The organism is Streptococcus mitis (assembly GCF_000722765.2).
Lineage (GTDB): Bacteria > Bacillota > Bacilli > Lactobacillales > Streptococcaceae > Streptococcus > Streptococcus mitis_AQ.
The window spans coordinates 550694-570972 of sequence record NZ_CP028415.1; the positions used below are offsets into that span (position 1 = coordinate 550694).

The 20279-nt window shown below is 42.5% G+C and carries 21 protein-coding genes; 15 read left to right on the forward strand and 6 right to left on the reverse strand.

All coding sequences use genetic code 11. The features are described from left to right. The first annotated feature begins 72 nt into the window (after positions 1-72). From SK637_RS03055 to SK637_RS03080, 6 genes are all read left to right on the forward strand, one after another. Positions 73-2409 carry a cation-translocating P-type ATPase gene (locus tag SK637_RS03055; RefSeq protein ID WP_033688428.1) on the forward strand — a complete coding sequence of 779 codons (2337 nt, stop codon included), beginning with the start codon at positions 73-75 and terminating at the stop codon, positions 2407-2409. Positions 2410-2510: 101 nt separating this feature from the next. Continuing rightward, the gene (locus tag SK637_RS03060) at positions 2511-3188 is read left to right on the forward strand and encodes a tRNA (adenine(22)-N(1))-methyltransferase (RefSeq protein ID WP_033688347.1); all 678 of its coding nucleotides are present in this window, start codon (positions 2511-2513) and stop codon (positions 3186-3188) included. Next, the gene (locus SK637_RS03065) at positions 3175-3972 is read left to right on the forward strand and encodes a Nif3-like dinuclear metal center hexameric protein (protein WP_033688349.1); all 798 of its coding nucleotides are present in this window, start codon (positions 3175-3177) and stop codon (positions 3970-3972) included. Before SK637_RS03060 ends, SK637_RS03065 begins: the two co-directional genes overlap by 14 nt. A 16-nt stretch (positions 3973-3988) precedes the next feature. Next, positions 3989-5092 carry an NAD(P)/FAD-dependent oxidoreductase gene (locus SK637_RS03070; protein WP_033688350.1) on the forward strand — a complete coding sequence of 368 codons (1104 nt, stop codon included), beginning with the start codon at positions 3989-3991 and terminating at the stop codon, positions 5090-5092. A 102-nt stretch (positions 5093-5194) separates the two neighbouring features. Continuing rightward, on the forward strand, positions 5195-6214 hold the full coding sequence (gene galE / locus SK637_RS03075; protein WP_033688352.1) for a UDP-glucose 4-epimerase GalE: 1020 nt from the start codon (positions 5195-5197) through the stop codon (positions 6212-6214). A 1-nt stretch (position 6215) separates the two neighbouring features. Beyond that, positions 6216-7181 (forward strand): glycosyltransferase family 2 protein, encoded by a 966-nt coding sequence (locus SK637_RS03080; protein ID WP_033688354.1) that lies wholly within the window; start codon positions 6216-6218, stop codon positions 7179-7181. Between the two features lie 57 nt (positions 7182-7238). Here the strand turns inward: SK637_RS03080 and SK637_RS03085 are convergent, their stop codons facing one another. After that, positions 7239-7436, reverse strand: a complete 198-nt coding sequence (locus SK637_RS03085; protein WP_161970138.1) for a ferredoxin — start codon at positions 7434-7436, stop codon at positions 7239-7241. 44 nt (positions 7437-7480) lie between these two features. Here SK637_RS03085 and SK637_RS03090 point away from each other — a divergent pair, with 44 nt between their 5' ends. The 8 genes from SK637_RS03090 (at position 7481) to SK637_RS03125 (ending at position 13081) form a co-directional block, all read left to right on the forward strand. Next, positions 7481-7972, forward strand: a complete 492-nt coding sequence (locus SK637_RS03090) for an SAG1386/EF1546 family surface-associated protein (protein WP_033688356.1) — start codon at positions 7481-7483, stop codon at positions 7970-7972. A gap of 9 nt (positions 7973-7981) precedes the next feature. Continuing rightward, positions 7982-8653: a (d)CMP kinase gene (gene cmk, locus SK637_RS03095; protein WP_033688358.1), complete on the forward strand. Its 672-nt coding sequence runs from the start codon at positions 7982-7984 to the stop codon at positions 8651-8653. A gap of 130 nt (positions 8654-8783) precedes the next feature. After that, complete coding sequence (locus SK637_RS03100; protein WP_001061583.1) at positions 8784-9122, forward strand: zinc ribbon domain-containing protein YjdM; 339 nt, start codon at positions 8784-8786, stop codon at positions 9120-9122. A gap of 2 nt (positions 9123-9124) precedes the next feature. Continuing rightward, a complete protein-coding gene (locus SK637_RS03105) occupies positions 9125-9754 on the forward strand; it encodes a Pr6Pr family membrane protein (protein WP_033688359.1) in 630 nt (209 codons plus the stop codon). A 124-nt stretch (positions 9755-9878) separates the two neighbouring features. Continuing rightward, positions 9879-11030, forward strand: a complete 1152-nt coding sequence (locus SK637_RS03110) for an MFS transporter (protein ID WP_033688361.1) — start codon at positions 9879-9881, stop codon at positions 11028-11030. Between the two features lie 99 nt (positions 11031-11129). After that, entirely contained in the window at positions 11130-11879 is a 750-nt protein-coding gene (truA, locus tag SK637_RS03115) for a tRNA pseudouridine(38-40) synthase TruA (protein WP_033688362.1), read from the forward strand. Continuing rightward, positions 11869-12642 carry a bifunctional hydroxymethylpyrimidine kinase/phosphomethylpyrimidine kinase gene (locus SK637_RS03120; protein WP_033688363.1) on the forward strand — a complete coding sequence of 258 codons (774 nt, stop codon included), beginning with the start codon at positions 11869-11871 and terminating at the stop codon, positions 12640-12642. Before truA ends, SK637_RS03120 begins: the two co-directional genes overlap by 11 nt. Further along, positions 12620-13081 carry an ECF transporter S component gene (locus SK637_RS03125; RefSeq protein ID WP_033688364.1) on the forward strand — a complete coding sequence of 154 codons (462 nt, stop codon included), beginning with the start codon at positions 12620-12622 and terminating at the stop codon, positions 13079-13081. The genes SK637_RS03120 and SK637_RS03125 overlap by 23 nt, the downstream gene beginning before the upstream one ends. Positions 13082-13294: 213 nt before the next feature. On the opposite strand, the gene SK637_RS10075 is transcribed toward SK637_RS03125, so the two are convergent. The 5 genes from SK637_RS10075 to SK637_RS03150 form a co-directional block, all read right to left on the reverse strand. After that, the gene (locus tag SK637_RS10075) at positions 13295-13501 is read right to left on the reverse strand and encodes a hypothetical protein (protein ID WP_033688366.1); all 207 of its coding nucleotides are present in this window, start codon (positions 13499-13501) and stop codon (positions 13295-13297) included. A 17-nt stretch (positions 13502-13518) separates the two neighbouring features. Beyond that, a complete protein-coding gene (locus SK637_RS03135; protein ID WP_033688369.1) occupies positions 13519-14601 on the reverse strand; it encodes a M24 family metallopeptidase in 1083 nt (360 codons plus the stop codon). Positions 14602-14728: 127 nt separating this feature from the next. Then, on the reverse strand, positions 14729-15511 hold the full coding sequence (gene gatD, locus SK637_RS03140) for a lipid II isoglutaminyl synthase subunit GatD (RefSeq protein ID WP_000263158.1): 783 nt from the start codon (positions 15509-15511) through the stop codon (positions 14729-14731). Beyond that, on the reverse strand, positions 15511-16854 hold the full coding sequence (gene murT, locus SK637_RS03145) for a lipid II isoglutaminyl synthase subunit MurT (RefSeq protein ID WP_000770026.1): 1344 nt from the start codon (positions 16852-16854) through the stop codon (positions 15511-15513). The genes gatD and murT overlap by 1 nt, the downstream gene beginning before the upstream one ends. A gap of 97 nt (positions 16855-16951) precedes the next feature. Beyond that, a complete protein-coding gene (locus SK637_RS03150) occupies positions 16952-18268 on the reverse strand; it encodes an FAD-containing oxidoreductase (protein WP_023945448.1) in 1317 nt (438 codons plus the stop codon). Positions 18269-18597: 329 nt separating this feature from the next. Here SK637_RS03150 and cshA point away from each other — a divergent pair, with 329 nt between their 5' ends. Then, positions 18598-20172: a degradosome RNA helicase CshA gene (gene cshA, locus SK637_RS03155; protein WP_033688371.1), complete on the forward strand. Its 1575-nt coding sequence runs from the start codon at positions 18598-18600 to the stop codon at positions 20170-20172. Positions 20173-20279 lie beyond the last annotated feature (107 nt).

Genomic DNA, 20279 nt, shown 5'->3' on the forward strand with positions numbered 1-20279 from the left:
CTTTTCCCTTGACCAGGTCCATATTTGGGATGAGATTAGAATTCTTTTAGAAAAAATGATATGATAGAATTTATGGATAAAAATAAGATTATGGGATTAACCCAAATAGAAGTTAAGGAAAGACAGGCTAAGGGCTTTGTCAATGATTTTACTGCATCGGCCAGTACTAGCACTTGGCAAATCATCAAACGAAATGTCTTTACCCTTTTTAACGCTTTAAACTTTGCCATTGCTTTGGCCCTTGCCTTTGTGCAGGCTTGGAGCAATCTGGTCTTCTTTGCCGTTATCTGCTTTAACGCTTTTTCTGGAATTGTGACCGAGCTGCGGGCTAAGCACATGGTGGACAAGCTCAATCTCATGACCAAGGAAAAGGTCAAGACTATTCGTGATGGCCAGGAAGTTGCTCTGAATCCTGAAGAATTGGTGTTAGGAGATGTCATTCGCCTGTCGGCTGGAGAGCAGATTCCCAGTGATGCCTTGGTTTTGGAAGGCTTTGCGGAAGTCAATGAAGCCATGTTGACTGGTGAGAGTGATTTGGTGCAAAAGGAAGTGGATGCCTTGCTTTTGTCAGGAAGTTTCTTGGCCAGTGGGTCAGTTTTAGCTCAAGTTCACCATGTCGGTGCAGACAACTATGCTGCCAAACTCATGCTGGAAGCTAAGACCGTTAAACCAATCAACTCTCGTATCATGAAATCGCTGGACAAGTTAGCAGGTTTTACTGGAAAGATTATCATTCCCTTTGGTCTAGCTCTCCTGCTAGAAGCCTTGATCCTAAAAGGCTTGCCTCTTAAGTCGTCCGTTGTAAATTCGTCGACAGCCCTTTTGGGGATGTTGCCCAAGGGAATTGCCCTTTTGACCATTACTTCGCTTTTGACTGCGGTGATTAAGTTGGGCTTGAAAAAGGTCTTGGTGCAGGAGATGTACTCTGTTGAGACCTTGGCGCGCGTGGACATGCTCTGTCTGGACAAGACGGGTACCATCACCCAAGGAAAGATGCAGGTGGAAGCTGTCCTTCCTTTGACCGAAGAGTATGGAGAATCAGTACTTGCTAGCATCTTGGCCAGCTATATGGCCCATAGTGAGGATAAAAATCCAACAGCTCAAGCCATTCGCCAGCGTTTTGTGGGAGAAGTTACTTATCCTATGATTTCGAATCTTCCCTTCTCAAGCGACCGCAAGTGGGGAGCTATGGAATTGGAAGGTCTGGGGACAGTTTTCTTAGGGGCGCCTGAGATGTTGTTGGACTCTGAAATCCCTGAAGCCAGAGAGGCCTTGGAGAGAGGGTCACGTGTCTTGGTCTTAGCTCTTAGTCAGGAGAAATTAGACCATCACAAACCACAGAAACCATCTGATATTCAGGCTCTGGCTTTGCTGGAAATCTTGGACCCCATTCGGGAGGGAGCAGCAGAGACGCTGGACTATCTCCGTTCTCAGGAAGTAGGACTCAAGATTATCTCTGGTGACAATCCAGTTACGGTGTCTAGTATTGCCCAGAAGGCTGGTTTTGCGGACTATGACAGTTATGTAGATTGCTCGAAAATCACGGATGAGGAATTGGTTGCTATGGCTGAGGAGACAGCTATTTTCGGACGTGTTTCCCCTCATCAAAAGAAACTCATCATCCAAACACTGAAAAAAGCAGGGCATACAACGGCTATGACAGGGGATGGAGTTAATGATATTCTGGCCCTTCGTGAGGCGGATTGTTCCATCGTAATGGCGGAGGGAGATCCTGCGACTCGTCAGATTGCCAATCTGGTTCTCTTGAACTCTGATTTTAATGATGTTCCTGAGATTCTTTTTGAAGGTCGTCGTGTGGTGAATAATATTGCCCACATTGCACCGATTTTCTTGATAAAGACCATCTACTCATTCTTGCTCGCAGTTATCTGTATCGCCAGTGCTTTACTAGGTCGGTCTGAGTGGATATTGATTTTCCCCTTCATTCCGATCCAGATTACCATGATTGACCAGTTCGTGGAAGGGTTCCCACCATTCGTTCTGACTTTTGAGCGAAATATCAAACCTGTCGAGCCAAACTTCCTCAGAAGATCCATGCTTCGTGCTCTACCAAGTGCTCTCATGGTAGTGTTCAGCGTTCTTTTTGTGAAAATATTTGGAAGTAGCCAAGGTTGGTCTGAGTTAGAAATTTCAACTCTACTCTATTATCTCTTGGGGTCAATTGGTTTCTTATCTGTATTTAGAGCCTGCATGCCATTTACCCTATGGCGTGTCCTCTTGATTGTTTGGTCAGTAGGAGGCTTCCTAGCCACAGCTCTCTTCCCAAGAATTCAAAAACTGCTTGAAATTTCAACCTTAACAGGACAAACATTACCTGTTTATGGTGTCATGATGTTGGTCTTTACCGTGATTTTCATCCTGACTAGTCGCTATCAAGCCAGAAAATAAAGAAAGGCTGCAATCTGTGGATTGCGGTCTTTTTAGGTACAAGATTGCCAGCTGAAATGTGGTATAATAAGAGGTAATAGAGTTTTGGAAAGAGAGAGAAGATGATTTCAAAGAGATTAGAATTAGTGGCTTCTTTTGTGCCACAGGGAGCCATTTTACTAGATGTGGGGAGTGACCATGCTTATCTGCCTATCGAGTTGGTGGAGAGAGGCCAAATCAAAAGCGCCATTGCAGGTGAGGTGGTGGAAGGTCCCTACCAGTCTGCGGTCAAAAATGTTGAGGCTCACGACCTAAAGGAGAAAATCCAGGTTCGTTTAGCCAATGGCTTGGCAGCATTTGAAGAGGCAGACCAAGTGTCTGTCATTACCATTGCTGGTATGGGTGGCCGTTTGATTGCTAGGATTTTAGAAGAAGGCTTGGACAAGCTGGCTAATGTAGAGCGTTTGATCCTCCAGCCTAATAATCGTGAAGACGACTTGCGTATTTGGCTACAAGAGAACGGATTTCAGATTGTAGCTGAAAGCATTTTAGAAGAAGCTGGCAAGTTTTACGAGATTTTGGTGGTGGAAGCAGGACAAATGAAGTTATCAGCCAGTGATGTCCGCTTTGGTTCCTTCTTGTCCAAAGAAGTCAGCCCAGTCTTTGTCCAAAAATGGCAAAAAGAAGCAGATAAGCTAGAATTTGCCCTCGGACAAATCCCAGACAAAAATCTGGAAGAACGTCAAGTTCTAGTAGATAAAATTCAAGCCATCAAGGAGGTTCTCCATGTTAGCAAGTGAAGTCATTAAACGTTATGAAGCCTTTTGTCCTCAGGAATTTTCTATAGAGGGAGACAGTCGTGGTCTGCAAATCGGCACTTTAGACAAGGATATCCAAAGAGTCATGGTGGCTCTCGACATTCGTGAAGAGACGGTGGCAGAGGCTATTGAAAAGGGTGTGGATTTGATTATCGTCAAGCACGCGCCTATCTTTCGTCCTATCAAGGACTTGGTAGCCAGCCGTCCGCAAAATCAGATTTACATTGATCTCATCAAGCATGACATCGCAGTTTATGTCAGCCATACCAATATTGACATCGTTGAAAATGGTCTCAATGATTGGTTCTGTCAGATGCTAGGTATCGAGGAAACGACTTATCTGCAGGAAACTGGCCCTGAACGTGGGATTGGACGTATTGGGAATGTTCAGCCTCAGACTTTTGGGGAATTGGCCCAACATGTCAAGCAAATCTTTGGTCTAGATAGCCTTCGAATGGTGCATTATCAAGAGAATGATTTGCAGAAATCTATTTCAAGAGTAGCAATTTGTGGTGGAAGCGGGCAGTCTTTCTATAAGGATGCTTTAGCAAAGGGGGCAGATGTCTATATCACTGGTGATATCTATTACCATATTGCTCAGGATATGCTGTCTGATGGTTTGCTAGCATTGGACCCAGGTCACTATATAGAAGTGCTTTTTGTGGAAAAAATTTCTGCACTCCTTACTCAATGGAAAGCTGAAAAAGGCTGGACAATCGATATTGTACCTAGTCAAGCATCGACCAATCCTTTCCACCATATCTAGTTAGAAAGTGAAAACAATGAAAAAAGTTGCTATTATTGGAGCAGGGATTGTAGGTGCAACAGCTGCCTACTACCTCTCGCAAGAAAGTGACCTAGAGGTGACCGTTTTTGACCATGGACAAGGTCAAGCTACCAAGGCCGCAGCAGGAATTATCAGCCCTTGGTTTTCCAAACGCCGCAATAAGGCCTGGTACAAAATGGCGCGCTTGGGGGCTGACTTTTATGTGGATTTATTAGCTGATTTAGAGAAGTCAGGACAAGAAATCGACTTTTACCAGCGTTCGGGAGTCTTTCTCCTGAAAAAGGATGAAACTAAGTTGGAAGAACTCTATCAACTAGCCCTCCAGCGTAGAGAAGAATCTCCTTTGATAGGGCAATTAGCCATTCTGGACCAAGCATCAGCTAATGAATTATTCCCTGGCTTGCAGGGATTTGATCGCTTGCTCTATGCTTCTGGTGGAGCGAGAGTAGATGGCCAGCTCTTGGTCACTCGTTTACTAAAAGCTAGTAAGGTTGAAGTGGTGAGAGAAGAGGTGGGTCTAAATCCTTTATCAGCAGGCTACCAGATTGGAGACCGCGTTTTTGAACAGGTTATTTTAGCGACAGGTGCTTGGTTGGGGGACTTGTTAGAACCCTTGGGTTATGCTGTGGATGTCCGTCCTCAAAAAGGACAGCTCCGAGATTATCAACTTGCCAAAGACATGGAAGCTTACCCTGTTGTTATGCCAGAAGGGGAGTGGGATTTGATTCCTTTTGCAGGTGGGAAATTATCCCTAGGCGCTACTCATGAAAATGACATGGGATTTGACTTGACCGTGGATGAAACCTTGCTCCAGAAAATGGAGGAGGCAGCCTTGCCTCACTACCCAGTCTTGGCAGTGGCGACTTCAAGAGCTGAGCGTGTGGGAATCCGTGCCTATACCAGTGATTTCTCACCTTTCTTTGGGCAGGTGCCTGAATTGGCAGGTGTTTATGCTGCTAGTGGACTAGGTTCATCAGGCCTCACAACTGGTCCTATCATTGGTTACCATCTAGCTCAACTGATCCAAGAAAAGGAGTTGACCTTGGAACCTGAAAACTACCCAATTGAGAACTATGTCAAACGAGTAAAAAGCGAATAAGAATTTTACTGAAATTTTATCCTACCCTCTAGGATGGCAAATGACATTCCCTATCAAAAATGGTAAAATAAGAAAAAATAATCCGAGAATCGAGGAAAGAAGATGCAAGAAAAGATTTTGGTAACGGGTGGAGCTGGTTTTATCGGAACCCACACTGTTATTGAGTTAATCCAAGCAGGTCATCAAGTTGTTGTGGTGGATAACCTTGTGAATAGTAATAGAAAAAGTATAGAAGTTGTTGAAAGAATCACAGGAGTTGACATTCCCTTTTATGAGGCAGATATCCGTGATACAGATACCCTCAGAGACATTTTCAAACAAGAAGAACCAACAGGAGTTATTCACTTTGCTGGTTTGAAGGCTGTCGGTGAATCTACCCGTATTCCTCTTGCCTACTATGACAACAATATTGCTGGAACTGTTAGCCTTTTGAAAGTTATGGAAGAAAACAATTGTAAAAACATCATTTTCAGTTCTTCTGCGACAGTTTACGGGGATCCGCACACAGTACCCATCTTGGAAGATTTCCCACTTTCAGTGACCAACCCATATGGCCGCACTAAGCTTATGCTTGAGGAAATTTTGACAGATATCTACAAGGCAGATTCAGAATGGAATGTGGTCTTGCTTCGTTATTTCAACCCAATCGGAGCGCATGAGAGTGGTGATTTGGGAGAAAATCCAAACGGTATTCCAAACAATCTCTTGCCATATGTGACTCAAGTAGCCGTTGGAAAATTAGAGCAAGTGCAAGTGTTTGGAGACGATTACGATACGGAAGACGGAACTGGTGTTCGCGATTATATCCATGTTGTTGATTTGGCCAAAGGTCACGTTGCAGCTCTGAAAAAAATCCAAAAAGGTTCAGGTCTAAACGTTTATAACCTTGGAACAGGTAAAGGCTACTCAGTTCTTGAAATTATCCAAAACATGGAAAAAGCAGTGGGACGTCCAATTCCTTACCGCATTGTAGACCGTCGCCCAGGGGATATTGCTGCCTGCTATTCAGATCCTGCAAAAGCCAAAGCAGAACTGGGCTGGGAAGCAGAATTAGACATCACCCAAATGTGTGAAGACGCATGGCGTTGGCAAAGCAAGCATCCAAATGGATTTGAAGACTAAGATGGTGATGTCAATCATTGTCCCCTGTTTAAACGAAGAGGAAGTACTTCCTCTTTTTTATCAGGCTTTGGAAGCTTTACTTCCAGATTTGGAATCGGAAATCGAGTATGTCTTTGTCGATGATGGATCGAGCGATGGGACCTTGGAACTCTTAAAGACCTATCGGGAGCAAAATCCGGCAGTTCATTATATTTCTTTCTCGCGAAATTTTGGCAAAGAAGCTGCTCTCTATGCAGGCTTGCAATATGCGACAGGAGACCTAGTGGTGGTAATGGATGCAGACCTCCAGGATCCTCCTAGTATGTTGCTTGAGATGAAAGCCTTACTAGACCAGAATGCAGATTTAGACTGTGTAGGAACACGGAGAACTAGTCGGGAGGGAGAACCCTTCTTTCGCAGTTTCTGTGCTGATCTCTTTTATGGCTTCATGAAAAAAATTAGTCCAGTAGCCCTGCCGTCAGGTGTCCGTGATTTTCGCATGATGAGACGGTCTGTAGTCGATGCTATTTTAAGCTTGACTGAGTCCAATCGTTTTTCGAAGGGACTCTTTACCTGGGTCGGCTTTAAAACCCACTATCTGGACTATCCAAATGTCGAAAGGCAGGCTGGCAAGACCAGTTGGAGTTTTAGGCAACTCTTTTTCTACTCTATTGAAGGGATTGTTAACTTTTCAGATTTTCCCTTGATTATCGCCTTTGTGGCAGGTCTCCTATCTTGTTTTATTTCTCTACTAATGACCTTTTTTGTTGTGGTTCGGACCCTCATTTTGGGCAATTCGACATCAGGTTGGACATCTCTGATGGCTGTTATTCTCTTCCTTGGTGGGATTCAACTCTTGACCATTGGGATTCTTGGCAAGTATATTAGTAAGATTTATCTAGAGACTAAAAAAAGACCACTTTATCTCGTCAAAGAAAAAAGTGACCTTCCTGATTTTACAGAAAAAAATAAAGAGAAAAGACTATAATTTTGCATGGAAATATGCTAAACTAGAAGGAGTGGAACGTTCTTGTCGATATTAGAGTTAATCTTTAATCAAGGCATGTGTCGGACAGTTTCTAACAGCTTCTACAACGTCCTGACTAGGAGAGATTTCTTTTTCTAGTTGGTCAGGGTCATCGTAAAAACGCACGATTCCATTATCGTGGTAATCAAATAATTCAGAATAAGTTTGGCAAAGCCCACAGGCGATGCAGCGTTCAGGTATAAGTGTGATTTTCATATTTATATTGTAATAAGAAAAGTAAAAAAAACAAGGAGTAAGGTATGGCAAAAGAACCGTGGCAAGAAGATATTTATGAGAATCAAGAAGAAACAAGATCAGAACGTCGTAAGAGAGAACAAGGTGGAGGAGTGCTGGCTAATCGTATCTTGACTATTCTAGCAAGTATTTTCTTTGTGATTGTAATCGTGATGATTATTGTTCTGATCTATCTTTCGTCAGGTGGGAGTAATCGCACAGCAGCCTTGAAAGATTTTCACGATTCAGATACAAAAGTAGAGCAAGTTTCTTCCACTTCTAGTAGTAGTTCAGAGCAGGCATCTTCTAGTTCAGAGGAGAAGGTAGAAGAGTCATCCAGTAGTTCAGAACATCCAACTGATCCAGAAGGGACTACAAAAGTTATGGCTGGAGAAGGAGAAGCAGCTATTGCCGCTCGTGCAGGAATCTCGATTGCTCAATTAGAGGCTTTGAATCCTGGACATATGGCTACAGGATCTTGGTTTGCAAATCCTGGAGATGTGATTAAGACTAGATAGGAGTCATAAATGAAGACGATTCAAATTGCTATCGATGGTCCAGCTTCAAGCGGTAAGAGTACGGTTGCTAAGATTATTGCTAAAGATTTTGGGTATACCTATCTAGATACAGGTGCCATGTATCGTGCGGCGACCTATATGGCTCTGAAACACCAGTTAGGAGTGGAAGAGATTGAGGAACTTTTAGCCTTATTGGACCAGCATCCAATCAGCTTTGGGCGTTCAGAAACTGGAGAACAGCTTGTCTTTGTAGGAGATGTGGATATTACCCATCCTATTCGTGAAAATCAAGTGACCAATCATGTTTCTGCTATTGCGGCAATTCCTGAAGTACGTGAGAAACTAGTTTCTCTTCAACAAGAGATTGCCCAGCAAGGTGGGATTGTCATGGACGGTCGCGATATTGGAACTGTTGTATTGCCACAAGCAGAACTGAAAATTTTTCTAGTAGCTTCTGTTGATGAAAGAGCAGAGCGTCGTTACAAGGAAAATATTGCCAAGGGAATTGAAACAGACCTTGAAACCCTAAAAGAGGAAATTGCTGCGCGTGACTACAAGGATAGTCATCGTGAGACTTCGCCTCTCAAACAAGCAGAGGACGCTGTCTATCTTGATACAACTGGCTTGAACATTCAGGAAGTAGTTGAAAAAATCAAAGCAGAAGCTGAAAAAAGAATGTAGATATAGAAAAGCCGATAGATTGATATCGGTTTTTTTCTATATTTGTCAAAATGCTGATTTTAGGGTATAATAGTTGCTGTTCGAGAAATTTTGATTTTCAAAGAATAGTGAATGATGATAAGGAGAAACCATGAACAACTTACCAAATTGCCCAAAATGTAACTCAGAGTATGTCTACGAAGACGGTGCCCTACTGGTTTGCCCAGAGTGTGCTCATGAGTGGAATCCTGCTGAAGTTGCAGATGTAGAAGAGGGCCTTGTTGCTATCGATGCCAACGGGAATAAATTGGCTGACGGTGATACTATAACCCTCATCAAGGATTTGAAAGTAAAAGGTGCGCCAAAAGATTTGAAACAAGGGACGCGCGTGAAAAATATCCGCATCGTAGAAGGCGACCACAATATCGACTGTAAAATTGATGGCTTTGGTGCCATGAAACTCAAATCAGAGTTTGTGAAGAAAATTTAAGCATGTCAAAGAATTATAAACTTGTATTTTATAGCCGTATCTTCTTGTTTCTAGCGGCTTTTACGGGAGTTTATCTTGAAATCGCCAAGCATGGTGGATTTGGGATGCTTCTCTATTACACGGTTCTGTCCAATCTCTTAGTAGCGATTTTTACGCTCTATCTCCTAAAGGTTATGAGCCGTTTAGGTGAAAACTGGCAAAGGCCAAGTCTCTTGCGCTTAAAAGGTGGGGTCACTATGAGTATCATGATTACCTGTGTGATTTACCATTTCCTCTTGGCACCCATAGCGACTAATTTCTATACCCTAGAAAATTTCCTTTGCCACTATATCGTTCCCCTCTGGTTTTTAGCAGATACCCTCTTTTTTGACAAACAGGGTCAATACAAGATTTGGGATCCAATTGTGTGGACGATTTTACCCTTGCTGTATATGATTTTTGCTCTTTTTAATGGCTTGGTACTGAAACTTGATGTTCCTAATTCTAAGGTCAGTCCCTTCCCTTACTTCTTTTTGAATGTGAACAAGGGGTGGGATGTCGTGTTCAAGTGGTGTCTGATTATCTTTGTTGCCTATATGGTGGCAGGATTTATCTTCTACTTTATCAAGCAAATCAAGAGAAAGTCATCCTAAGATACAAGGGATTCATTTTCAAGTTTAAGAAGGAGTCTATACACCAAAGAGGCTTCTTCTTTTCTTGCTTGTTTGATAACTATCAAAAAAGTAGAAGATTAAGAGAAATATAGAAAGAGATTTCATGAAACAATTTTTAGAACGGGCCAGTATTTTGGCTCTCTCCCTCGTTTTGATTACCTCCTTTTCCATCTCGAGTGCCCTGCCAGCCATGTTTGACTATTATCAAGGCTATCCTAAGGAACAAATTGAGCTCTTGGCGAGCTTGCCATCCTTTGGAATCATGATTATGTTATTATTAAATGGTTTCTTAGAAAAAATATTTCCTGAGCGCTTACAGATCAGTTTGGGATTGCTGATTTTATCACTAAGTGGAACGGCTCCCTTTTGGTATCAAGCCTATCCCTTTGTCTTTGGAACACGGATTCTTTTTGGCTTGGGAGTTGGGATGATCAATGCCAAGGCCATTTCCATTATCAGTGAACGCTATCAAGGAAAAACGCGAATTCAGATGTTAGGGCTACGCGGTTCTGCAGAGGTTGTTGGGGCTTCTCTCATTACCTTGGCAGTCGGCCAATTGTTGGCCTTCGGTTGGACAGCTACCTTCCTAGCCTATAGTGCTGGATTTTTGGTACTGACCCTTTATCTGCTCTTTGTCCCTTATGGAAAGGAAAAGAAAGAAGTCAAGAAAAAAGCGAAGGAAGTAAGTCGCTTAACTCGAGAAATGAAAGGCTTGATTTTTATCCTAGCTATCGAAGCGGCAGTTGTAGTTTGTACCAACACGGCTATTACCATTCGTATTCCAAGTTTGATGGTGGAAAGAGGACTGGGAGATGCTCAGTTATCTAGTTTTGTTCTTAGTGTCATGCAGTTAATCGGGATTGTGGCTGGGGTGAGTTTCTCTTTCTTGATTTCTATCTTTAAAGAGAAACTGCTCCTATGGTCCGGTATTACCTTTGGCCTAGGGCAAATTGTGATTGCCTTGTCTCCATCCTTGTGGGTGGTAGTGGCAGGAAGTATTCTGGCTGGCTTTGCCTACAGTGTAGCCTTGACGACGGTCTTTCAACTGGTCTCTGAACGAATTCCAGCTAAACTCCTCAATCAAGCAACTTCATTTGCTGTATTAGGCTGTAGTTTTGGAGCCTTTACGACTCCATTCGTTCTAGGTGCAATTGGCTTACTAACTCACAATGGAATGTTGGTCTTTAGTATCTTAGGAGGGTGGTTGATTGTAACCTCTATCTTTGTCATGTACCTACTTCAAAAGAGAGCTTAGGATTGGTTTCCTAAGTTTTTCTTTTTGTGAATTTTGTACCCAGACAATAGTTGTTTTAGAATCTTGTTTACAGACTATTTTCTTGATAAAATAGAAGTTATGACGAGATATAAAGCAACTATTTCCTATGATGGTTACGCCTTTGCTGGTTTTCAGCGCCAGCCCCATGCGCGTAGTGTTCAGGAAGAAATTGAAAAAACCTTGACGAGACTCAATAAAGGGCAAGCCATTACTGTTCACGGTGCTGGTAGGACAGATAGTGGGGTTCATGCTCTGGGACAGGTGCTTCATTTTGATCTACCTTATCAGATGGATGAGGAGAAGCTCCGTTTTGCTTTGGACACCCAGTCTCCTGAAGATATTGATGTGATTTCGATTGAGCTTGTGGCGGATGATTTTCATTGCCGTTATGCCAAGCATAGCAAGACCTATGAGTTTATCGTGGATAGAGGACGTCCCAAAAATCCTATGCGCCGTCACTATGCCACCCACTTTCCTTATCCGCTTGATGTGGAACGGATGCAGATTGCAATCAAGAAGCTAGAGGGAACACATGATTTTACAGGTTTTACAGCCTCTGGGACTAGTGTGGAGGATAAGGTTCGTACCATTACAGAAGCTAGTTTAACAGTCGATAAGACGGGCCAGTTTTTGACTTTTACCTTTTCAGGAAATGGTTTCTTGTATAAGCAGATTCGCAATATGGTGGGGACACTGCTCAAAATCGGCAACAAGCGTATGCCAGTAGAGCAGATTGACCTCATCTTGGAGAAAAAGGACAGGCAGCTTGCAGGTCCCACTGCAGCACCAAATGGTTTATATTTAAAGGAGATTCGTTATGAAGAATAATCGTATTTTAGCACTTTCAGGAAATGATATTTTTAGTGGTGGTGGTTTGTCCGCTGATTTGGCTACTTATACCTTGAACGGCTTGCATGGCTTTGTAGCAGTGACTTGCTTGACAGCCTTGACAGAAAAAGGCTTTGAAGTCTTTCCAACTGACGATACCATTTTTCAACATGAATTAGATAGCTTGCGTGATGTGGAATTTGCAGGTATTAAGATTGGTCTTCTACCAACTGTCAGTGTGGCTGAGAAGGCCTTGGACTTTATCAAGCAACGCCCAGGAGTTCCTGTGGTATTGGACCCTGTCTTGGTCTGCAAGGAAACACACGACGTAGCAGTTAGTGAACTCTGCCAAGAGTTGATTCGCTTTTTCCCTTATGTCAGTGTGATTACGCCTAATCTTCCTGAAGCAGAATTATTGGCTGGTCAGGAAATCAAAACCTTGGAAGACATGAAGGCTGCAGCTCAGAAATTAAATGACTTAGGAGCGCCAGCAGTCATTATCAAGGGAGGCAATCGCCTTAGTCAGGACAAGGCTGTAGATGTCTTTTATGACGGACAGACCTTTACAGTCCTAGAAAATCCCGTTATCCAAGGACAAAATGCTGGCGCAGGTTGTACCTTTGCCTCTAGCATTGCCAGTCACTTGGTTAAAGGTGATGAACTTTTACCAGCAGTAGAAAGTTCTAAGGCTTTCGTTTTTCGTGCTATTACACAAGCAGATCAGTATGGAGTAAGACAATATGAAGCAAACCAAAACAACTAAAATCGCCCTTGTATCCCTATTAACCGCTCTTTCTGTGGTTCTAGGCTATTTCTTAAAAATTCCAACACCGACAGGCATTCTAACTCTTTTAGATGCGGGTGTCTTCTTCGCGGCCTTCTACTTTGGTAGTCGTGAAGGGGCTGTAGTCGGAGGACTAGCAGGTTTCTTGATTGACCTCTTATCAGGCTATCCTCAGTGGATGTTATTTAGCTTGGTCAACCATGGCTTGCAGGGATTTTTCGCAGGATTTAAAGGAAAAACTCAGTGGTTAGGTCTCGTTTTGGCAACTATTGTTATGGTTGGGGGCTACGCCCTAGGTTCAACTTTAATGAATGGCTGGGCTGCAGCCCTACCAGAAATCCTACCGAATTTCATGCAAAATATGGTAGGGATGATTGTAGGATTTATTCTTAGTCAAAGTATCAAGAAGATTAAGTAATACTCTTTGAAAATCTCTTCAAACCAGGTCAGCTTCACCTTGCCGTAGATATGGTTACTGACTTCGTCAGTTCTATTCACAACCTCAAAACAGTGTTTTGAGCAACCTGCGGCTAGCTTCCTAATTTGCACTAGTATAAAGAGGCTGAGTCAAAAGTCTTTCAAATAAGAAAAACGCATAGTATCAGGTCTTGAAACCTTGATACTATGCGTTTTATTGTGGGAAGATTTTATACTCTTCGAAAATCTCTTCAAACCGCGTCAACGTCGCCTTGCCGTAGATATGGTTACTGACTTCGTCAGTTCTATCCACAACCTCAAAACAGTGTTTTGAGCTGACTTCATCAGTCTTATCTACAACCTCAAAACATTGTTTTGAGCAACCTGCGGCTAGTTTCCTAGTTTGCTCTTTGATTTTCATTGAGTATTAGATGAATATTAATCAAAATAAAGCAAGTCTTTGCTGGTGCTTGTAAAGAGGTCAAAGCCATCCTTGGTAACAACACCGCAGTCTTCAATACGAACACCGACTTTACCAGGGATATAGATACCTGGTTCAACAGAGAAGCACATGCCTTCTTCGATGACCATGTCGTTTCCTTCCATGATGGATGGGAATTCGTGGACATCCATACCGATACCGTGACCGAGACGGTGGTTGAAGTACTCGCCGTAACCAGCTTTTTCGATGACCTCACGAGCAGCACGATCCACTTCATGGGCAGTCACACCTGGTTTGATAAAGTCAAGAGCAGCTTGTTGAGCTTCAAGAGTCAAGTTATAAATGTCTTTCTTGAATTGGTCTGGTTTACCAACAGCGACTGTACGAGTCATATCTGAAGCATAGCCGTTGACCAGAACACCGAGGTCAAAGAGGAGAAGAGCATCATTTTCAACCTTATTAGCTGCTGGAATACCGTGTGGATTTGCAGCATTATCACCAGTCAAGACCATGGTGTCAAAGCTCATTTCATAACCTTCACGCTTCATAGCAAAGTCAATTTGAGCGATGATATCTGTCTCTGTCTTATCAAGAGAAATATTATCAAAACCAACCTTAACTGCCTTGTCCGCATAGAGACCTGCAACCATCATTTTTTGCACTTCATCAGCTGATTTGATGAGGCGCATGCGTTGGATACGAGGAGTGAGGTTTTCAAACTCAGCAGTTTCAAAAACAGTTTTTAAACCATGATATTTGGTCAAGATGAGATTGTCAAACTCAACAGCAACACGTTTGAAGTCAAGTTGTGGAAGAGCATGTTTCATTTTTTGCCATGGATTTTCAGAATCCACATAGCCCACAACTGGGAAGGAAACAGTGCTGCTTGCACGCTCAACCTCAAGGGCTGGGACAAAGAGGAGGGGTTCCTGATCCGCTAGGACAAAAAGGAACATTTGGCGTTCATGGGGATCACTGTAAAAGCCAGTGAGGTAATTGATTGTGACGGGGTCAGATACGACAGCGACGTCTAGTTTTTCTGATTCAAGATATGTTACGATTTGTTGTAATTTAGACATATGCTACCTTCTTTCTACCCCTCTATTTTGGCAAAAAATGAGAGAAAATGCAAGGGAGAAGGGTAAAAGAAAAGACAAAAAGAACTCCGACAAGATAACGGAGTTCTTTGATATAGTTTCACTTTGTTTAAGAAAAGTCAGCTTTGCTTTTGACGTCGCTGTATTCCTCAGCGATTTCTTGGCTGAGAATGTCCTCATAAGCAGGGAGTTGAATGTCCTGACCATATTTCTTCTTAAGGGCAGTAGTGACTAGGCGATAAGCTAGATTGGCATTACGAGAGAGGATAGGGCCGTGGAAGTAAGAACCAAAGACATTCTTATAATGAACCCCTTCGCCGACTTTTTCTTCGTTGTTTCCATTTCCATAGACAACCTGTCCTAGTGGTTTTTGGTCATTTGAGAGGAAGGTACGGCCCTGATGATTTTCAAAACCATAGTAGGTTTCATCGAAATCTTCATTATGAATCTTGATGTCCCCGATAAAACGGTTATTGGTCTGGTTGAGCGTGTAGTGGCCCATGACCCCTAGTCCTTCGATGCGTTTGCCTGAAGCTTCAACATAATATTGACCCAATAGTTGGAAACCACCACAGATAGCGAGAACTACACCGTCGTTTTGGATGTAGTTATCAATGCTTTCTTTTTTAGCAGGTAGATCGTCTGCAATAATACTTTGTTCAAAGTCTTGACCGCCACCGAAAAAGACAATGTCGTAGTAATTTTCATCAAAATCATCATGAAGTGAAACGATGTCAATGGTCACATGGGCTCCCAGTTTTTCAGCCACATACTTGAGCATGAGGATGTTTCCATTGTCCCCATAGGTATTCATGAGGTTACCGTAGAGGTGGGCAATGTTGAGCTGATAGGGGTAATTTCCAGCTTTTGAGGAAAGTGAAGTATAAACCATTAGTTCATCTCCTTTCTAACAATCTGACGACTAGCCAGCAGTTCGCGGAATTCAAGCATAGCAGTATAGGTAGCCAAGATATAGGCATGCTTGCAGTCTTGGTTTTCAATGGTTTTAAGAACTTGTTCCAGATTACTTGTCTCAGTAATTTTATCAGCTGGATAGCCAGTTACTCGTAGACGACGAGCGATTTCAGAATGGCGAACACCGCCAGCATTGATTTCAGGAATGTCCATGTCAGTAATTTGTTCAAAATCAGCATCCCAGATCCAGCTAGTATCAATTCCATCAGCATAGTTGGCATTAAGAAGAACAGATAGACTAAATGGATAAGGTGCTAGTTTAATCATCTCGATAGCTTGGGTCGCACCGACTGGATTTTTAATCAAGACGAGGGTACATTCCTTATTACCAATATGGAAGGTTTCTTGGCGTCCAAAGACAGCACGGCTCTTATCAAATCCCTGCTTGATGAGTTGCGAATCTGCACCAAGGAAACGGGCGATAGCAACCGCAGCTAGGGCGTTGTAGATATTGTAGAGACCACCGATTTGAATACCGTATTCTTGTCCGTCAATGACAAAGCGAGAGCGATTGTTGGTTAACTCAACCAGTTCTGTCAAGCGATAGTCTAATTCAGGACGTTTACATTCGCAACCTTCACAGATATAGGCACCCAAGTTTGCATAGGTATTGTGCTCGTATTTGAGGATACCTTGACAGTCAGGACAGAGAATCCCTTCTGTATTGTAGTGAGCCAGTTGGGCGGGGCCTTTCTCCAAGTCAAAACCAAAATACTGTACGGGATTTGGGATAGCTGGCTTGTAGAAAAGCGGACTGTCTCCATTAAGAAGAACAGTGGCAGTAGGCACCTTACGAATAGCATCCAAAATCATCTTGTAAGTTGTGTAAATCTCACCATAGCGGTCCATCTGGTCACGGAAGATATTGGTGATAACAAATAAGCTTGGCTGGATATAGTCACAGATACGAGATAGACTGGCTTCATCGATTTCTAGAACGGCAATATTTTTACCAGTTTTAGACGATTTGGCAGTTAAGAAGGTCGTTGCGATCCCTGTAATCATGTTGGCACCGCTTGGGTTGGTCAGAACTTGACCATAAACCTCTTTTAAAATGCCGACAGTGAGGGCAGTTGTCAAGGTTTTCCCGTTGGTTCCAGTGACCACGACAATCTCGTAGTTCTTAGCTAGGTGTTGTAAAATATCTTTATCAAATTGAAGGGCGAGTTTTCCTGGGAGCGTACTTCCACGGCCAAGACGGCTTAAAACGAAGTGGGAAGAACGCCCAGCAAGAAGGCCCAAAGTAGTTTTTAATTTCATGTTTCTATTATATCATAAAAGAAGGAAAAGACAGATTTGAGGTTCCGCAGAAGTAAAAACAGCCCCAAGAGGGCTGTTCGATACGATTAAACTCAACTTAAATCGCAAACAAGTCATTCAAATTCTCAGCTAAGGTTGGGTGAGTGAAGATTTGTTTTGTGAAGTAAGTGTAAGGAATCTTGTTGTCCATAGCAACAGTGATGATGTTGATGATTTCTTGAGAACCTTCTGAGAAGATGCTTGCTCCAAGAATTTCTTTTGTTTCAGTATTAACCACAGCTTTGAAAGCTCCTCGAAGGTCTCCGTTTACGTGACCACGAGGCATTGCTGCAACAGGGATTTCCTTAACAGCGTATGGAAGTTTCAAATCAGCTGCTTGGCTTTCAGTCAAACCAACTTGTGAAAGGGCAGGTGTGATGAACATAGTATTTGGTACATTGAGACGGTCTTCAAGTGTGTAGCTGCCATCTCCAGCAAGGTAGCTGTATACAACACGGAAGTCATCAAGTGAAATGTAAGTAAATTGAAGGCCACCGTTGACATCTCCAACTGCAAAGACACCAGGAACGTTTGTTTGACAATGTTTGTCTACTTTAATAGCGCCACGTTCAGTTAGTTCAATATCTGTATTTTCAAGTTGAAGTGGTTCTACATTTGGTTTGCGTCCTGTCGCGTAGAGAAGGGCATCAAAACGGTAAGTTTCATTTTCTGTTACGACAAGCACTTGTTCACCGTCATTTTTAATTTCAGTAGTACGGATGTTTTGAAGCAATTCAATACCGTCTTCTTCCATGTATTGCTTAGCAAGAGCTGCGATGGAAGGTTCTGCACGAGGTAGGAAAGTATCCAAGGCATCTAGGACTGTAACCTTGCTTCCAAGTTTGTTGTAAAGGCCTGCAAATTCAAGACCGATATTTCCACCACCAAGGACTCCAAGTTTTTCAGGTAATTTGTCCAAGTTTTGGATACCTGTTGAGTCAAAGACGTTTTTGCTTGTAGCCAGTCCAGGGATTGGCAAGACGTTTGAAACAGCACCAGTGTTGATGACGATTGTTTCAGCGGTCAGTTCTTTCTTTTCATCACCAGCTTGGATTTCGATGACTTTATTTGAAAGGAAGTGAGCTTCCGCATCAAAGATATCTACGCCTGTACCAGCAACAGTAGCATAGTTTTTACCGTTTAGGCGACCAGTGATAGTGTTTTTGGTAGCAATCACTTCTTCAAAAGACAAGTCTTTCTCAGCAGCAACTAGCAAAGTTTTAGTTGGGATACAACCGATGTTGATACAAGTTCCACCGTACATAGCTTTGCTACGTTCAACGAGGGCAACTTTTTTGCCAGCTGAAGCCAATTTACCTGCTAGTGTTTTACCAGCTTTACCAAATCCGATAACGATTAAATCATAAGTTAACATTTAGAGTTCCTCCTATTCGATTTTCATTCTAGCACAAGAAAAAAACTTTTGCACAATTCTGCTACGCTTTAAAAAAGTTTATGAAATAGTGGAAATTATAGCCTTATTTTATCAGAAAAATCGTTTACATGAGTTTATCGATGGATTGGGCTATCTTTTGCTCTGTTCTTGTGTTATACTAGATAGGTTGCAAAGAAAACAGTACTTTTCTTTTGTGGAAAAGAAGCAACACGATTTTATATCCAGTATATGAAAATACGTCATAAAAAGAAAAGTATAAACTAAGCCCTATAGGGTGGCTTCGCACCACCTTTAGAAAGAAGAATAACGTGAAATTTAATGAATTAAACTTGTCTGCTGATTTGCTAGCAGAGATTGAAAAAGCTGGTTTTGTAGAAGCCAGTCCGATCCAAGAACAAACTATTCCCTTGGCCCTTGAAGGCAAGGACGTTATCGGTCAAGCTCAGACTGGTACAGGAAAAACTGCAGCCTTTGGCTTGCCAACTCTTGAAAAAATTCGTACAGAAGAAGCGACTATCCAAGCCTTGGTCATCGCTCCAACTCGTGAACTAGCTGTCCAAAGTCAAGAAGAACTCTTCCGCTTTGGTCGTAGTAAGGGAGTCAAAGTTCGCTCAGTATATGGCGGATCAAGCATTGAAAAACAAATTAAGGCTCTTAAATCTGGTGCCCATATCGTGGTGGGAACTCCAGGTCGCCTCTTGGACTTGATTAAACGCAAGGCCTTGAAATTACAAGATATTGAAACTCTTATCCTTGACGAAGCGGATGAAATGCTCAACATGGGCTTCCTTGAAGACATTGAAGCTATCATCTCCCGTGTCCCTGAAAACCGTCAAACTTTGCTTTTCTCAGCAACTATGCCAGATGCCATCAAACGTATCGGTGTTCAGTTTATGAAAGAGCCTGAGCATGTCAAGATTGCGGCTAAGGAATTGACAACAGAATTGGTTGACCAATACTATATCCGAGTCAAAGAACAAGAAAAATTTGATACCATGACTCGTCTTATGGATGTGGAACAGCCTGAGCTTGCTATCGTATTTGGTCGTACCAAACGTCGTGTAGATGAATTGACTCGTGGACTTAAAATCCGTGGTTTCCGTGCAGAAGGAATTCATGGAGACCTAGACCAAAACAAACGTCTTCGTGTCCTTCGTGACTTCAAAAACGGAAATCTCGATGTTTTGGTTGCGACAGACGTTGCAGCGCGTGGCTTGGATATTTCAGGTGTGACCCATGTCTATAACTACGATATTCCACAAGATCCTGAAAGTTATGTTCACCGTATCGGTCGTACAGGTCGTGCTGGTAAGTCAGGTCAGTCTATTACTTTCGTATCACCAAATGAAATGGGCTACCTCCAAATCATTGAGAACTTGACTAAGAAACGCATGAAAGGACTCAAACCTGCAAGTGCAGAAGAAGCCTTCCAAGCAAAAAAACACGTAGCTCTCAAGAAAATCGAACGTGATTTTGCAGATGAGACTATCCGTGCCAACTTTGAGAAATTTGGTAAGGATGCTCGTAAGCTAGCTGCCGAATTTACTCCAGAAGAATTGGCAATGTATATCTTGAGTCTGACAGTCCAAGACCCAGATAGCCTTCCTGAAGTGGAGATTGCACGTGAAAAACCACTGCCATTTAAACCATCAGGTAATGGCTTCGGTGGTAAAGCTAAGGGAGGTCGTGGAGGCCGTCGTGGGGACGACCGTCGAGACCGTGATCGCCGTGGCAATGGTCGTCGTGATGATTTCAAAAAAGGAAGTCGTGGCAATGATCGTTTTGATAAGGAAAAACGTTACCGTAAGGATAATAAAAAACCACGCAATACTTCAAGTGAAAAGCAAACAGGCTTTGTGATTCGTAACAAGGGCGATAAATAAGAAAAAGCGGTTCAAAATGAATCGCTTTTTTATATAAGGAGACCGAATGGAAAAGAAAGATAAATAATATATATATTATCTTCTTGTAATATTATAATACACAAAAA